This is a genomic window from Shewanella sp. 3_MG-2023 (assembly GCF_030548765.1).
In the GTDB taxonomy this organism is placed as follows: Bacteria; Pseudomonadota; Gammaproteobacteria; order Enterobacterales; family Shewanellaceae; genus Shewanella.
The window spans coordinates 90187-107668 of sequence record NZ_JAUOSH010000016.1 but is presented as its reverse complement, the minus strand read 5'-3'; the positions used below and the strand labels follow the sequence as shown (position 1 = coordinate 107668).

General features: G+C 42.6%; 12 protein-coding genes. 5 read left to right on the top strand and 7 right to left on the bottom strand.

Features of this window, described 5'->3' with window-relative positions:
• Positions 1 to 1183: 1183 nt before the first annotated feature.
• Entirely contained in the window at positions 1184 to 1462 is a 279-nt protein-coding gene (locus Q4591_RS11035) for a hypothetical protein (RefSeq protein ID WP_102476198.1), read from the bottom strand.
• A 192-nt stretch (positions 1463 to 1654) separates the two neighbouring features.
• Between Q4591_RS11035 and Q4591_RS11030 the strand changes: the two genes are divergently transcribed.
• Entirely contained in the window at positions 1655 to 2314 is a 660-nt protein-coding gene (locus Q4591_RS11030) for a methyltransferase (protein WP_102439792.1), read from the top strand.
• A gap of 16 nt (positions 2315 to 2330) precedes the next feature.
• Here Q4591_RS11030 and Q4591_RS11025 read toward each other — a convergent pair whose 3' ends face one another.
• Complete coding sequence (locus Q4591_RS11025; protein ID WP_157936449.1) at positions 2331 to 2810, bottom strand: GNAT family N-acetyltransferase; 480 nt, start codon at positions 2808 to 2810, stop codon at positions 2331 to 2333.
• 257 nt (positions 2811 to 3067) lie between these two features.
• On the opposite strand from Q4591_RS11025, the gene Q4591_RS11020 reads away from it, so the two are divergent.
• Positions 3068 to 3922 (top strand): PA4780 family RIO1-like protein kinase, encoded by an 855-nt coding sequence (locus tag Q4591_RS11020; protein WP_102476196.1) that lies wholly within the window; start codon positions 3068 to 3070, stop codon positions 3920 to 3922.
• A gap of 80 nt (positions 3923 to 4002) precedes the next feature.
• Here the strand turns inward: Q4591_RS11020 and mak are convergent, their stop codons facing one another.
• The 5 genes from mak to Q4591_RS10995 form a co-directional block, all read right to left on the bottom strand.
• Positions 4003 to 4908: a fructokinase gene (mak, locus tag Q4591_RS11015; protein WP_102439789.1), complete on the bottom strand. Its 906-nt coding sequence runs from the start codon at positions 4906 to 4908 to the stop codon at positions 4003 to 4005.
• 127 nt (positions 4909 to 5035) lie between these two features.
• The gene (gene cysQ, locus Q4591_RS11010) at positions 5036 to 5821 is read right to left on the bottom strand and encodes a 3'(2'),5'-bisphosphate nucleotidase CysQ (RefSeq protein WP_102439796.1); all 786 of its coding nucleotides are present in this window, start codon (positions 5819 to 5821) and stop codon (positions 5036 to 5038) included.
• Positions 5822 to 6159: 338 nt separating this feature from the next.
• Entirely contained in the window at positions 6160 to 8310 is a 2151-nt protein-coding gene (locus Q4591_RS11005) for a glycoside hydrolase family 16 protein (protein WP_303461065.1), read from the bottom strand.
• A 172-nt stretch (positions 8311 to 8482) separates the two neighbouring features.
• Positions 8483 to 11143, bottom strand: coding sequence for an exo 1,3/1,4-beta-D-glucan glucohydrolase (locus tag Q4591_RS11000; protein WP_303461063.1), 2661 nt, complete (start codon positions 11141 to 11143; stop codon positions 8483 to 8485).
• 77 nt (positions 11144 to 11220) lie between these two features.
• Positions 11221 to 12507, bottom strand: a complete 1287-nt coding sequence (locus Q4591_RS10995) for a sugar MFS transporter (RefSeq protein ID WP_303461061.1) — start codon at positions 12505 to 12507, stop codon at positions 11221 to 11223.
• A gap of 283 nt (positions 12508 to 12790) precedes the next feature.
• On the opposite strand from Q4591_RS10995, the gene Q4591_RS10990 reads away from it, so the two are divergent.
• The 3 genes from Q4591_RS10990 (at position 12791) to Q4591_RS10980 (ending at position 16802) form a co-directional block, all read left to right on the top strand.
• Entirely contained in the window at positions 12791 to 14122 is a 1332-nt protein-coding gene (locus tag Q4591_RS10990; protein ID WP_102439785.1) for a GH1 family beta-glucosidase, read from the top strand.
• A 104-nt stretch (positions 14123 to 14226) separates the two neighbouring features.
• Positions 14227 to 15546: a glycoside-pentoside-hexuronide (GPH):cation symporter gene (locus tag Q4591_RS10985; RefSeq protein ID WP_102439784.1), complete on the top strand. Its 1320-nt coding sequence runs from the start codon at positions 14227 to 14229 to the stop codon at positions 15544 to 15546.
• Between the two features lie 251 nt (positions 15547 to 15797).
• Positions 15798 to 16802, top strand: coding sequence for a LacI family DNA-binding transcriptional regulator (locus Q4591_RS10980; RefSeq protein WP_102439783.1), 1005 nt, complete (start codon positions 15798 to 15800; stop codon positions 16800 to 16802).
• Positions 16803 to 17482 lie beyond the last annotated feature (680 nt).

Here is a 17482-nt window from a genome sequence, read left to right as displayed (position 1 = left end):
TGGACGACAAGTAAGGCGGTCATAATCGATTAGAAAAAGTAAGGTTATGCTGATTATCCCATTGCTAGCACCAACTCGTTTTGAGGCATGGACGTGTTACTGGCACCAAATTTATACTTCATTTTAATTGGCTCAGTTATGCTAGATCATCACTTCAATCTAATCCATTGCCTGCCGCAGGTAATGTATAGGATATACAAATGTCGCGATCACATGGTCAAGATGTTCCCGACATCATCATGACATTTCCCAAATCCCTATGGGTCAGATGTGAAAGAGCGACCTTATGTGCAGATACAACTGCGAGACGCTGCATTCTTTATATAAATCAAAAGGTCCCTGTAAGCTCTGCCAAAACAAATAACATCCATGTTAAACGGCCAGTTCGGCATCCATGCCTCTCGCTCAGAGCGCTTCACACTGTGAAACTTCGCCATGTTTTGGTCAAATTTGTTCCAGACAAATAATGACATTCCCACCATCCTTGGCGGTCAGAAGCTCGCTGCTGCATCTACACCGGGATTATTATCTCTTCGATTTGACTTTATTAGTGGGAATAAAAAGGCTAAAAAGCAGAAAATCTATTTGCCTCCGACTCAATTTGAATTGAGGACTTTGAAGAAAATAGCGTGAGATTGGCATGGATGCCAATATAGCCTCAGTTAAGCCATGGATGGCGCATCTGAGGCGTTAGCATTTTCAAATATGACCGAAGAACACTACAAGCGAAGTCAAAAGCTGGATCAATCCCCGTTGAAAACATGCGATTTTCAGCATTTTTCGTTGGGGCCTGAGGGTTTGTTAAGGGCTTATTTTGTAAAATGTGAGCGCTTTCCCCCTTGACTCTGCTCTTTGCAAAAGAAGGGGCGAAGCGCCACGACGTTAATCCAAACAAAGTTTGGAAAGACTTAAAGAAAACTTGCGATTTATAACTCGTATAAGTGAAGCACCACGACTTTTTTGTTCAAACTGGCAAACTAGATTTGGGTCACTAAATCGTTAGGGAAGTTTGCCGTGGTGAGTTCTGCCAACTTAAACAACTCATGACGTTTCGAACTTTGTTGTCTTAGTTTCAATCTTTATTGTCTAGTTTCAGACTTTAATGTACATCGACAGGAAAATGAATAACACCAAGCGCGCTTAAGCAAATAAGTGCCTTAGTAAGGGTTTATCCGCTGTGTCTCTACTTCACCATACAATGTTGGTAAATGTTCTCCCATTGCAGGTAAGTGAGCTCAATACTCGCTTCACTGTCACAACAGTAAGCGTCACCCTTTGGGCACACCTTTTCAGTGATATCAGCTAATTGCTCAGTAACACAGCCAGATAAGTACTCGTTACTTAATACCATATTGTTAAGTTGTTGCCGCTGCACAAGGGGAATAGCTAATGAATCCTGCGGCGCAATAACGCAATCAGACGACGCTAAAGAGAGTAACGCGGCAGTGATGAGTCCTTTCATATTAACTCCAATATAATTAAATCAATTATACGATAGCCATTGTAGCCACTGCACAGCAAGGTTTTATTCGAATTAGTTGATTATATCCTTTGCGCTAATCGAAAATTACTATAGTGTGGTTATTCAATTGTTTCGTCATTTATATTTTTCTAGATATTTGGCTTAGCTTTAGCTACCCAACTAGGACAAATAATGACGACCCCTGTACGCGTTCGCTATCACACCATTGAAATTGGTGACAACGATATTCACTTATGTACCCTTCGAGATAAACAGCAATTTAGTGACGATAACAACACAGCTAAAGACTTAGGTATTTCTTCGGCGCTATGGCCCATTTTTGGGGTAGTCTGGCCTTCCAGTATGGTACTGGCAAATCACATGCTTGATTATCAAACTCAAGGTAAACGCATTTTAGAGATTGGTTGTGGTATCGGCCTTTCAAGCTTACTGTTAAACCAAAGAGCCGATGATATTACCGCCACCGATTATCACCCTGAGGTTGAAGGTTTTCTATTAAGAAATACCCAACTCAATAACGACAAATCGATAAACTTTGAACGAGTCGATTGGGCTGATGACAACAGTGATTTAGGTCAGTTCGATTTAATCATCGGCAGTGATTTATTGTACGAAGATGAGCATATTGCCTTGCTGGCTTACTTCATTCAAGCCCATGCCAAACGCCAATGTGAAATTGTTATTGTCGATCCCGGTCGTGGCCGAAAAAACAAACTCACCACCAAGATGGATGAATACGGCTTTAGCCATAATCATATCAAACCCATTCACACTGATTATTTAACACAACAATTCAAAGGCCATATTTTGCGCTTTTCAAGAGAGAGCTAGTGCAGTTAAATTTCGCTTAGCAGTCTAGTATATACTCATAAAAAATCACGCTCTGCTCTGTAATGGCTTGCTGGGTAAAGCCCAGCTTTAAAAGTAATTTAGCTGATGCTTGGTTACTTTTGTCTACCCCAGCGATTAATTTACGCCATTGAAGTTGATCCCGGGAAAATTCAATCACTCCTGTGAGTAACTCGCTTCCATAGCCTTTTTTCCAATAATGCTCACCCAGTAAATAACCGATATGGGCTGTTTCTTCATCAGCAAGATACATAAAGACTAATCCCATCATTAAGCCTGTATCAGTCGCATCAACCCGACATAAACGGCTTTGTGCTAGCATTTCATCAAGCCAGTACTCGGCGGCTGGTAGTGAGTTTAGCTGCTGAAAATTAGCAGGAAGATGATTAACCACTGCAGGTGTCAACAACGCCATAAGCTGTATCAAGAGTGCGGATAACTGCGATGTTAACTCTGATGCAGACTCTGACGATGTCATATCAGAAGATATTTCCCTTATTAGCAGCCTCGCTGTTTGCAAATTTATCTTCACCTGATGGCTCCTATTTATGGCCATTAACAAAGCAAACCCCATTAATAATACGGAGTAACTGCAGGCTATCTTATCATTTAGCGCTATTAAAATTTGCTTTGGTTAGTACCAAAGTGACATCTAGCCATCATTAAGCTGCAATAATATGGCATTAACTCAGCCAATCACTACCATCCTCAGCCTAAGTAAGGTATAACGGCGCCATGAAAACTCCTAAACGTATACAACCACTGGTTGATGATGGCCTTATTGACGAAGTCGTAAGCCAATTAATGAGCGGTAAAGAAGCCACCGTTTATATGGTTCGCTGTGGAAATGAAATCCGCTGCGCCAAAGTGTATAAAGAAGCCATTAAACGGAGCTTCAAAAAAGCAGCGCAATATCAAGAAGGTAGAAAAAGTCGCAATAGCCGTCGCAGCCGTGCAATGGAAAAAGGTTCCAGCTACGGCCGTGAGCAGCAAGAAAATGCCTGGCAAAATGCCGAAGTAGATGCCTTGTATAAATGTGCTGACGCCAATATTCGAGTGCCTGTCCCCTATGGCTGCTTTGAAGGTGTGCTGATAATGGAACTGATCACTGATGGTCAAGGTGATGTGGCCCCGCGTTTAAATGATATTGTGTTAAGCGCAGAACAAGCGTTACAAGATCACGCCACCATGATGGGGTATGTCACTCGTATGTTGTGTGCCGGCATCGTCCATGGTGACTTATCGGAATTTAACGTACTGCAAGATGACCATGGACCTGTGATTATCGATCTGCCCCAAGCCGTCGATGCTTCAGCCAATAATAATGCCAAGGTCATGCTAGAACGTGACGTTAATAATATGACCCGCTATTACTCGCAGTTTGCACCTGAGCTTGCTTTAACAAAGTATGCCAAGGAAATGTGGAGCTTATATGAGAAAGGCGACTTACTGCCTGATACCCAGCTTAGCGGTGAATTTGAAGAGGATACCAGCGCTGCTGATGTCAATTCAGTGCTAGAAGAAATTCAAGCAGCCTTTGAAGAAGAACTAGAGCGCCGCGAACGCATTAGTGAGCCTGAAGAGCTTTAACGCCCTCACACTTAATTTCGACTGTAAATAAAAACGGCGCTGATAGCGCCGTTTTAATACTCAAGAGTTAACTCATCGACCTAGTGGTCGTTTTTACCCCACAGCCATGCTGCACCACGCACCCCAGATGATGCGCCATATTCGTTTTTAACCACTAAGGTGTCGCACTCGCGGCCAACCACATACTTAGGTAATACTTTTGGCAATTCAGTGTATATCGCATCAATATTAGATACGCCGCCACCTAATACAATCACATCAGGGTCGAGCATATTAATCAGGTGTGCCAATGAGCGTGCTAAACGATCGATAAAGCGCACAAATGCTTGGGTCGCTAACGGATGACCATCAGCCATCATTTGCGAAATTTGAATGCCACTGTCAGCTTCACCACCAGCACGGCGGAAATCACGAACAAAGCCAGTGCCTGAAATAAAGGTCTCGATGCAATCTTTGTTGCCACAAAAACACGATGTAGAATTAAATTCGTCCGAAGTCATCCACGGCAAAGGATTATGACCCCATTCACCACCAATGCCATTACCGCCGCCATGAACTTTACCATTTATCGCTAAACCGCCACCGCAGCCTGTACCAATAATCACCCCAAAGACCACATCTTTGCCTGCGGCTGCGCCATCAACAGCTTCAGATACCGCAAAACAGTTAGCATCGTTTGCTACCCGCACTTCTCTATCAAGACGAGCGCTTAAATCTTTATCAAGTGGGTGACCATTAATCCAAGTTGAATTCGAATTTTTAACCAAACCCGTTAACGGTGATACCACCCCTGGGATCCCCACACCCACACTGCCAGTTTGCTGAGTTTCGGCTTCAGCATCATTAACTAAGCCTACTATGGCATCAAGGGTTTCAGGGTAGTTTTTAGGTGTTGGAATACGTTTACGAAATAGCTCTGAACTATCTTCGGCTAGCGCCACCACTTCAATCTTTGTCCCGCCAAGGTCAATACCCATGCGCATCATAGTAACTCTCTCCATATCGTTAGAATCTGTTATTCACCAAAATGAGTGTGCCGCAATAGCTATTATTGAGCTGATAAAAGGCTAACGGTTTCAAGTTAGACACTTTTGCAATGACTCGTTTATATAACTACCTTGCAAACCATGCTGGTGACGCCGCAATAAAATACGGATTTAAAATATTTTCTTTTTGGTTGTAATCAAGGGACGTTAATTCAGGATAACGCACTACCTGACCACCAGCGCCTTCAACGACAGCTTGCGCTGCAGCGGTATCCCACTCACTGGTTAGCCCCAGTCTTGGATACACATCAGCAATGCCTTCTGCCACCATACAAAACTTTAATGAGCTACCAACACTTTGCATTTGGTGCTCGCCCACATCCTTAAGGAACTCTTCAAGCCCAGGGCTGATATGGGAGCGACTGCCCACCACCACAGGTACAGGGCTGACTGTTTGTTGGCTAATATCTAACTGTTGCTGCTGCCCTTGATACTCAAGCCATGCGCCTTGACCCACAATGGCAGAATAACATTTGTGTAATACCGGCGCGTATACCACTCCTACCATAGCGCGGCCTTGATGAACTAAGGCAATATTGACGGTAAACTCACCGTTGCGCTTAATAAACTCTTTGGTGCCATCTAGTGGGTCAATTAACCAATAAGTTTGCCATTCTTTACGTTCTGACCAAGGGATATCAGCGGCTTCTTCGCTCATGATCTTAATGTCAGCAAATTGCTGAGCTAATGCGTTAACAATCACATTATGACTGGCAATATCCGCAGCGGTCACTGGGCTATCATCTTGTTTTTGCGTTACTTGCAAGTCGGTGTCTGAATACACTTGCATAATTGCATCACCAGCCAATTTGGCAATCTCAACCACTTTAGTGAGATGCTGCTGGGTAAACAGCGGTTTCGTAAATGGCTGCTGCGCATCATCTTGCTCTGAAAAACTAAATACCTTCAAGGTTCATCCTTATGAATACGTTAACCTGTGGTTAACTCAAATCACTTAGCGCTATTATGCCAGTTGCTCGCAAGATGATTTATAACTATTTAGTTTGTCTTAGAAATAACAATGTTAGTTAACTTTTCACTAGCATAAATATCAAGGTAGCTCTGCCACGCCTCTGAGTTAATTTTTGCTACTAATATGCAACATCGTTTACAGATAGTAAGCCAAGTGCCCCTTGCATAAAAGGCACAATGGCTTAGCTGCATTCGTATTCAAACTGATTTAAAACAATGTTATTTAGTTAGCTGCACATTATCTACTTGCATAACCACCCCATTTTGATTGCCCCAAGCCGGAAAAATCACTAATGGGGTATCAACTTGGGTTAAATCTAAACTTGAGCCAGCATGACTAACAAGGTCTGCAAGCGCTAACTTATAATGGGTCCAAGTGGCAATATCGGGCGTAGTAATAGCAAAGTCACCAGAGCTACAGGGATGGCCACAATCGACCTTGATATTAAAGTCGCGCTGGCTTCGAGGATCTGTCAGCACATTGACATCAAACTCAACAAAACTAAATTGGCTAACATCTTGACCTAATCCGGTGCTTTGGTAATAAACCACGGCTTCATCGGTATTAAAACTAAATTGAGTTACAGCGCCATAATCACCACCAGCATCAACTTGAGCGATATCGACTGAACCATTAGCGGCGTAATGTCCTATGCTATATGGCGGTTTTACTTCATCATCATAAACAACCAGTTCATCAACTTCAGTAAGTTGGTATTCATAGCGCACATTATCAATTTGCAGGCTGATGTTACCTAATGCTTCAATCACAAACGGATTCACTACCGCAGCTAAGTCAGCCACGCTACCTGGCGAAAACCGATTGCCATTGGCGACTAATTCTGCGATAGATATTTTTACTTCAGTCCAAGTATTAAGCTCTGGCAGAGTGACGTTAATATCACTGACATTAGGCCAACCACTGTCAATTTTAACCAGCAGCTCGACATTATCGTCGATAGATAACAGGTTAATATCAAAGACTAAATAGCCATTATTGGCCCAATGAGACAAATCGGCTGTGGGAGGGTAAGAGAAATAAGCATTACCCGTCGCGCCCACTTTATCCATTTGCAGCACCTCACCGCGACCTTCTACTGTCAGCGTCTGCAAGGTAATACTGCCATCGGGGTTATAGCTATCAAGCGCTAACCCTTGGGCTAGTGCATCGTCAAACATGATAAATTCTGGTCCTGCGCCAATGTCAGTGCTGGGGGTCGTGATCGCTGGCGGCTGATGGCCTTCTACCACTGCTGCGGCCTCATCAATAGTGGCACAACCACTGCCTGTTGTTGGCGCGACACTGCATTCATACACGCGCACATAATCCACCTCCATGGTTTGTGGAAATACCGACTCATCCACCCCAGTGTTGTTGACATTACCCGCCCAAGTACCGCCAACGGCAAAATTGAGGATCATGTGAAACGCTTGATTGTAAGGTGCATCTTCAGGGGCTTGTTGTAAAATCCCCTCAGCATCAGTGTATTGACTGTACCAACCCGTTGAGCGCTGAGTGGCAAAATGCACATCATCCACATACCAGCGAATTTCATCTTGCTCCCATTCAAGGGCATAAACATGAAAATCATCGGCAGGATTTGCGCCGTGTGGCAAACTGTACTCTGCGCCAGAATAGACATTGCCAGGCCAAGCTTTACCATAATGCAAAGTGCCATGAACCCGGCTTTCAGGTGTCTGGGACTCATCGCCATTGGTGATCACTTTCAGATTAACCGCTTCCATAATATCGATTTCGCCAGAGCCTGCCCAAGGACCATAAACCCAGTCAGTGGGCAACATCCAAATGGCCGGCCAAGTGCCCTGACCTTGTGGCATTTTGGCTTTAATTTCAAAGCGGCCATATTTCCAATCGCCTTTATGGGTCGAATCTAAACGCGCCGAAGTGTAAGGCTGCTGTTTTGAAGTGTCATTGGCATCGTAATTAGGATCGCCCAATGCTACTGCAGGGCCATTAAAATCTTCCCGCAGAGCGGTAATCACTAACTTACCATCAACCACTTGGCTGTTATCAGCGCGCTGGGTATAACATTGTAATTCTTCGTTGCCGCCGCCATAACAGTTATGGGCTAAATTCCATTTAGTGGCATCAATCTCAGCGCCGTCAAATTCGTCACTCCACACCAATGACCAGCTTGCGTTTTCTTGCCCTGAACCCGTGTCTGAATCAGAGTCTGAGCCAGAGTCTACTGGCGCTTGCTCTGATTCAACTTCAGGCTCAGTTTCAGGATCACTATCTGAGCCACAGCCTATTAGCAGCAGCGCAGTTAAACTCGCAGCGCTAATGACTTTAGCGGATGAAAAAGCCTGGCTTAGAGCCAAATTTAACGGTAATTTTCTATTGAACATTCTTGATTCCCCAATCGAAAAATATCTAAAAAATTCCAGCAAAATGCCCTACAAACTCAATTGTAAGCTCAACGTCATTGGTGGATTAACATGCCCGCTAAGAGGATCTTAGCGGGTTAACTCATTCAGGTTTGATAAATACTTAAACCAGAATGCCTACTGCCGCTAACGATTACTGCTCGTTAGTGGCACATGAAATAGTGGCTTGTTCAGCGCCATTTGGCACTATAACTAAATCACTAAAACTCACTTCTGCTGCGCCTACCGTTGAAAGGTAAAACGGCGTATTGATTTTGCCAAAGTCCAGTTGCTGCTCTTTAAAACATTGCAAATCAACACTGATGGTTTGCCATGTATCAATGGCGACGCTATTAAGCTGCTCGGTAATATCAACATCAGCGCGGCAATCTCTATCGCATGCCATACCCAGTAATAATGGCTGCTCAAGTTTTTTAGCAGTTTTAATCATTACGCTCAGGGCGGCATTGCTATTCGAGTAAGCTCGTAAGTCCCGCGGGAAGTTACTAATTAACCCCACAAAGCCTAATCCTGAGCCGTTAAAGCTAATTAAGCGGGCATCTTCTTGAACTTGCTTATCAAAGGTGCGCAGCGTAACCACATCATTAGACTGAATACTACTACTGACTGTATCCATTGACGTTTCTGTGCCTATCATCAAGCGCCAAGGTGCTTTTACAGCACGTTCAAATAATGGTAATGCTTCAAGCTTATCATCGGTAGCAAAGTTATCTTCAGATAAGGTGTTAGCGACCACATTACTCGGAACCTCAGTGTTGATGTCAGCGCCATAATGCAAGCCATAGCCATAGCCAAATAAAGGCGCGTAGTCTTTATCAAACACATTCACTTTGGTTTGTTGCGGGCGAGTCGGCCAAGAGAAAGACAATTTACCTGCAAAGTTTTCATTAACCTCGCCATTAGCTTGGCTCAATAACACTTGAGCCACCCCGTCACCTTCAGTACCAGGAAGCCAAGCAGCCACAAATGCATCAGATGCATTTAACTCAGCATTGACCCACATAGGACGGCCACTGATAAACACTGCTACCACAGGAATACCTTGGGCTTTAAGCGACTTTAGTAAAGCTAAATCACGTTTATCACCACGCTGATATTCAAGGTTATCAATATCACCATTGCCTTCGGCATAAGGCTCTTCACCAAATACCACAATCGCTACATCGGGCTTATTCGCAGCCTCAAATGCGCCATCAACGCTTAACCAAGTTTGACCACCTGCAGCTTTAACCGTTTGCTCAATACCAGCATAAATTGAAGTTGCACCAGGAAAGTCTTCATTTAAGTTATCAGTACCCTGCCAAGTAATACTCCAGCCACCCGATTGCTTACCGATGTTATCTGCAGCATCACCTGCCACTAAGATTTTGGCACTAGGCGAAATAGGTAAAATGTTATTATTGTTTTTCAGCAACACTAACGATTCTCGTACAGCTTGTCTGGCAACGTCGCGATGCTCTTTGGCACCAATTAACTCAGTTTTACCTGAAATGGCACGATTAGCAGGGCTTGGTTTTTCAAATAACCCAGCGCGGATTTTTACCCGTAAAATACGGCGCACCGCATCATCGATACGAGACTGGGCAATCACACCGTTTTTGACTTGGGCAATGGTATTTTCATACAAAGGCTTCCAAGCACTGGTTGGCACCATGTACACATCTAAACCAGCATTGACGGCCTGTGCGCAAGACTCATTGGTGCAACCTGCCACTTGTCCGTGACCATTCCAGTCACCAACCACAAAACCATCAAAGCCCATTTTGTCTTTTAATACATCGTTTAATAGATATTTATCACCGTGAATTTTACTGCCATGCCAGCTATTAAAAGATGCCATCACCGTTTGTGCTCCTGCAGTTAAGCCGCCCACATAACCTTGGGCATGAATATCAAATAATTCCTGCTCAGTCGCTAGGTTATCGCCTTGATCGATACCTTTTTCAGTGCCGCCATCGCCAAGGAAATGCTTTACGGTTGAAATAACATGCTGGTCTGATAAAAAGTCTTCGCCAACGGCGCCCTGCAGGCCTTCAACAATTGAATGAGAGTATGACTTTACGATTTGTGGGTCTTCAGAATAACCTTCATAAGTACGACCCCAGCGGTCATCCCTTACAACGGCCACTGTTGGCGCAAATACCCAATCAATACCAGTTACCATGACTTCTTTGGCGGTAATGGCAGCTATTTGCTTAATTAACTCAGGATTATTGGCTGCGCCTAAACCGATATTGTGCGGGAATAAAGTCGCGCCAATCACATTGTTATGGCCATGGACTGCATCTGTGCCCCACATAGTAGGTATCGCAATACCATCTACACTGTCATCCATCGACGCTTGATACATTTTTTCAGCAAGTTCAATCCAGTCTGATGGCGTGGCATGTTTATCATCATTTGGATAAGCACCGCCGCCATTTAAATAAGAGCCGAAACCGTATTTACGCATATCTTCCACAGTAATGTCGCGAATTTCAGGCTGGATCATTTGCGCGACTTTTTGCTCTAAGGTCATGGTCGCCATCAGCTTATCGATACGCGTTTCAAGGACAACATCTTTAGCAAATGGAATAGCAAGTGTTGGCCAAATATCAATATTGGTTGCCGCTGTTGCTTTTGTGATAGAAGCTTGTGCCACAGTTTCCGCTGCGCTAGTAACTTCGCTACTAGACTCTGGCGTTACGGGTTTGACTTCATCTTGACCACACGCACTTAAGCCAACCAACACCGCCAAAACCTGCGCGGGCAGCGTTAATCGCTTAAATGTATTCATTGAGTTTACTGTTCTCATAATCACGCCTTTTAAAATCGTTTTTTTATGTAATTTGTTTATGTAAGTTTTTTGATACAAATCATACAGTTCTAAAATCAAACGCTTTGTGGTCGTGTAGCCTTGCTACCCACTAAGCCGTAATAAGCAATAAATGCATAACAAATTAACGGCAATGCAAAAGCTAATTGGATACCTAAGCTGTCAGCCATAATGCCCTGCAGTAATGGCACTATCGCGCCGCCGACAATAGCCAGGCACAACACCCCTGAACCTTGGCTGGTATATTGCTTTAAATCTTGTAGCGCTAAACTAAAGATGGTTGGGAACATAATCGAGTTACATAAGCCCACTAATAATAAGGCCCACATCGCCGTGGTGCCTTCTGCAAACATGGCAACAGCGACTAATAGCACGGCACAAGTGGCATTAAAGGCCAGCACTTTGCCGGCTGAGATTTTTTGCATTACCAGTGCGCCAATAAAGCGCCCCACCATTGCGCCGCCAAAATAATAGGCAATGTAGTTAGCCGCTTCAGCTTCAGTAAAGCCGCCAATATCTGGCTGAGTTAAAAAATTAATTAAAAAGCTGCCAATACCCACTTCTGCGCCGACATAAACAAAAATACCCACAGCCCCTAAGACTAAATGAGGATACTTCCAAGCACTGCCGCTACTTGTCCCTGGGGTATTTGTTGGTTTAATCCCTAACACTGGTAATTTTAAAATCATAAAGACAACCGCTAACACACATAAGGCGCCCGCTAACATCAAGTAAGGCACCTGAACGGTGCTGGCATGATGTACTGCTTCAATGGCAGGATCGCTGTTGTGAGTTAAGCTACTTAAAATTAACCAACTGCCAAAAAATGGCGCCACTGTGGTACCAAGAGAATTAAAAGCTTGAGTCATGGTTAAACGTGATGATGCGGTTTCTGCAGGACCTAAAGCACTGACATAAGGATTGGCTGCAACCTGTAAAATGGTAATGCCTGACGCTAACACAAAAAATGCGCTTAAAAACATCCAGTAAGATGCATAACTTGCTGAAGGGTAGAACATTAAACAACCAACACAAGCAATAGCTAAGCCGGTAACAATCCCTTTTTGATAACCAATTTTTCCCACCAAATGCCCTGCGGGAATTGAGACAATAAAATAGGCGCCGAAGAAACAAAACTGCACCAACATTGCTTGGGTGTAGTTAAGTTCGAACATATCTTTCAGGTAAGGAATAAGAATATCATTGAGGCAAGTTAAAAAGCCCCACATAAAAAATAATGACGTTAATGCCACCAGCGCAAAACGAAAACTTCCTGTTTGATGAACATTGCCAATATCACTATTGATTGGTTCAGCAACCCCATTTGAAGGTGCACTAGCCATAACATTTCCTCATTTATTGTTATTTATTTTGGGTAAATGACTATCAATTAAATTAACATTTTCATTGATAGGCACACCAAAGATTGTGTAAATCAATTATTGACCTTTTGTTAATTAATCACTAACCTCGATGTAAGCGCTTTCATTTTTAACATACCGATAACGAATGTCAACGATTTTTCGCAGTAAAAATCGGATTTTAAACTGCTAAGCACACTGAGACTCGCACTTTTAAGTCACTCTGACCTAAACACGCGAAAAACTTATTAAGCGAATGAAAAATATGAAAATATCTTTACCATCAAATTCAAAAATGCACACAAAAGAGTTCACTTTTGGGGTGGCAACCGCTTCTTTTCAAATTGAAGGCGCCGCCGATACCCGCCTCCCTTGCATATGGGATACCTTCTGTGCAACGGCCGGTAAAATTCGTGATGGTTCAGACGGGAAACACGCTTGTGAGCATGTGGCATTATTCAAAGATGATGTGCAATTAATCGAATCTTTAGGCGTTGATGCCTACCGATTATCAATTTCTTGGCCACGAGTCATTAAGCAAGATGGTAGCCTCAATCAACAAGGTGTCGACTTTTATATCAACTTAATTGATGAGTTAAATAGCCGCGGTATAAAGGTTTACGCCACCTTGTATCATTGGGACTTACCGCAGCATATTGAAGATCAAGGTGGCTGGCTCAATCGTCAAACCGCATACTTATTTGCAGACTACGCAGATAAAATCACCCAAGCTTTAGGTGACAAAGTCTATTCTTACGCCACCTTAAATGAACCTTTTTGCAGTTCATACTTAGGTTATGAAGTGGGTGTTCATGCCCCAGGGCTTGCCAGCAAAGCATTTGGCCGTCAATCAGCCCATCACTTATTACTGGCCCATGGCTTGGCTTTAAAGGTCATTCAACAAAATTGTCCTAATGCATTAAACGGTATCGTGCTTAATTTCACCCCTTGCTATCCATTAACTGACACTGATGCCGATATAAAAGCCGCTCAAACCGCCGATGATTATTTTAACCAGTGGTATATGAAGCCAATAATGGACGGTGAATACCCTGCAATTATTCATGATTTTGATGATGCAGATAAACCTGACATTCAAGCAGGTGACATGGAGATTATTAAGCAGCCACTGGACTTCTTAGGGATTAACTTTTATACCCGCGCAGTTTATAGCACTTGTGATAAAAATGAATTTGTTCAAGTTGATATGAAAGATGCCCCTAAAACCGATATAGGTTGGGAAATCTACCCAAGTGCATTTACTGACTTACTGACTAGTTTAAATAGTACATATACATTACCGCCTGTTTATATCACTGAAAATGGTGCCGCCATGGACGATAAAATTGTTAATAACCAAGTTGATGATTTAGATCGTCTTGAGTATTACCAAGCTCACTTAAACGCTGTAAATGATGCCATTAACCAAGGCGTTAATGTCGTCGGTTATTTCGCTTGGAGTTTAATGGATAACTTTGAATGGGCTGAAGGCTATTTAAAACGTTTTGGAATCGTGTATGTTGATTATCAAACTCAGCAGCGCACCATTAAAAGAAGTGGCTTAGCTTATCGCGACTTTATCAGTCAACGTCAATAAAGACTGTGGGTTAACTTTGCACCACATCTAAGTTAACTAGAACAATATTTAAAGCCGATAACTAAAAACAGCACAACCATAATAATGACCCGGAAGAGGTTCGCATGATTAGCGTTAAAGAAAAAATAGCCTATGGATTAGGTGATACCGCCAGCAATATTGTGTTTCAGACCGTAATGCTATTTTTAACTTTTTTCTATACTGATATTTTTGGCATTTCACCGGCCTTTGTCGGCACCATGTTCCTAGCAGTTAGGGTAATTGATGCGATTACCGATCCTTTGATGGGCGCCTTAACCGACAGAACCAATACCCGCTGGGGTAAGTTTAGGCCTTACTTACTGTGGTTTGCGCTACCCTTTGGATTAATCAGTGTGCTGGCTTTTACGACACCTGATTTAGCTGAAGAAGGCAAAATGATCTATGCCTTCGTCACTTACACTGCGTTAATGATGGTCTACACCGCCATTAACATTCCCTATTGCGCTTTGGGCGGAGTGTTAACTGCCGATCCTAAAGAGCGTGTGTCAGTACAATCTTATCGTTTTGTTTTTGCCATGCTAGGCGGATTAATGGTGTCAGGATTGACGCTACCATTAGTTGAGTTTTTCGGCCAAGGCGATCAAGCCAAAGGTTATCAGCTGACCATTGCCGCCATGAGTTTTCTTGGCGTGATCATGTTCTTACTGTGTTTTGTCGGCACCAAAGAGCGCTTACATCCTCCGCAAGATCAAAATTCGACGTTTAAAGCAGATTTCAAAAACCTATTAAAAAATGACCAATGGCGCGTGCTTTCTGTGGCAGCAATTTGCTTATTATCTGGCATGGTTTTAAAAACCAGTTTAGCGATTTATTACGTCAAGTATTACCTCAACTTACCAGACATGATCACCTGGTTTATTACTTTAGGCATGATTGGAAATATTTTCGGCTGTATTTTGGCGCAACCACTCGCTAAAAGAGTGTGTAAAGTAAAAGCCTATATCACCATTCAACTCATTGCCGCCATTTTATGCGTCGCCGCGTATTTTGTCTCAAGTGAGCAAGTGGAACTCGCCTTTGCGCTTTATATTCTATGGGGCTTTACCTTTAATATGGGTACCCCGCTACTATGGGCCAAAATGGCTGATGCGGTTGATTATGGCCAATTCAAAACTGGGGTAAGAATTACCGGGATGATTTATTCATCGGTTATTTTCTTCATCAAATTAGGGGTGGCAATTGGCGGTGCTGCTGCGGGTTGGTTACTGGCAATGTATGGCTATCAAGCTGATACTGAGTTAACTGAAACCACTAAACAGGGCATTTTAATTTCATTTACCTTATACCCTGCTATTGGCTCAATTATCGTGGCTGTGGTTATGCGCTGGTACACTCTTGATAATCAGGAAGTTGAAAGAGTGCATTTAGCCATCACTAAATAAATAGCTAAATAAGAAGTAGTTAACTAATTAGCTACTTCGAGATATTGAATATCGTTAACTGCTTCTCGATAATGATGAATACAAATATCAATATAAAATCCGTATTGCTGAAGGTTTAAGGCTTTATTGCCACATAAAATAAAGAATTAAGCACTAAGTGAAGGTTTTTTTAGTGATTATGCTAAATAGTTCATGGTAGGCTAATCGCCGCTTAAATGATTATCTAATACGGAAAGCTTAAATAGGGATATATGGCAACAATATATGATGTATCTGTCTTGGCGGGTGTTTCACTTGCGACTGTGTCGCGAGTGATGAATAACAACACCAAAGTCAGCGACAAGACCAAACAAAAAGTATTAAGCGCAATGGAGCAATTGGGTTATCGACCTAACTCTATCGCGCAGTCATTAGCATCTAACCGCTCAAACAGTATTGGGGTGTTAGTGTCTCAATTAGATGGCCCCTATTACGGCCCTATGATGACCGAAATTGAAACAGCCCTCAGAACGGCCAATAAACACGTTATTATTGCCGCTGGTCATAGTGTCGAATCCCAAGAAAAAGAAGGCGTTGAGTTTTTAATGAGTCGCGGTTGTGATGCGTTAATTCTTGATGTTGAAGCTGTAGACGATGACTACCTTATAAAGCTTTGCCAAGGCCCAACGCCCATTGTATTAATTAACCGCTACATTGAAGAAATCAGTGATGCCTGCGTTTACTTAGATAATGAACTGGGTGGCTATTTAGCCACTAAACACATTCTCAGCCATGGACATAAAGCTATTGCTTATATCTCAGGCCCTAAATTTAAACTCGATGCCAAGGACCGCTTGCGTGGCCATCAACGGGCATTAACAGAATTTGATCTCAAGTTTGATGAGCAATTGTGCTTTGAGGGTGACTTTAAAGAGCACAGTGGCAGTTTGGCGATGGAACACTTACTTAGCGTCAATAAACCCTTTACTGCTGTGGTATGTGCCAATGACCAAATGGCCTCTGGTGCTATTGCTGTTTGTCTTGAACGCGGCATGAAGATCCCCCAAGACTTATCTTTTGTGGGTTACGATAATATTCCTTTCCCGCAATATATCTCCCCGAAGCTCACCACGGTTAATAACCCAATCCACGAAATGGGTAAAATGGCGGCATTTTGGGTATTAAAACATGTTTATAATAATACCAGCGCCAATGTAGAAAATACCTTTACTCCTCAGCTGGTGGTTAGAAACTCTGCGACAGCGCCAATCAAATAGATGGTAACTAAAGCACTGCATATTAATTGTTATCAGTGGTGATTTAGCCACTGATACAACTGGGTTATAACCCTCCTAGTACCCGCACACGCTAATCTTTTAAACCTATAAGTCAGCAATCCTCAATAGTAAGCTCATTAATCGTCAGCCCTATCGCTAATGCTGCCTGCCAAATACCGTTTTTATCGCTGCAATTGCGGCATTTTTTGAGCTTTTTAATTATCAATCTAGATTACTCTTTTTACTCTCTAACAGCCTAATTAACTGATAAAAATCCCCCCTAAAGCCAAGCTAAACACTGTTCACTAAAGCTGCAATTGTACGTTTTTAAGAATCAGCTTCCATTTATGGCAATAAACAGCTCCCCAAGCACATATTTTTACAAATTTATGTAAGCGCTATCACAAAAAATATTTTTATCTAACTATTTTAAAAAAGCAATAGAAACACAATTTACCAGATTAATAACAATAACTTACTGGAAACCCCTAACATTTTCACAAAAAAACACGGTTAATGAGTTGTAATCTTTATGCTAAATAATGTTGACGCTGTTAACAAATTAATCTAGTTTTATGTAAGCGCTTACATAGTGTTTTACACAAAGCCTTAACCAAGCGCTAACAAAATGATGAATAAAGAACGTTACGAATTAATCGTAACCCGAATAAAAAATCAGA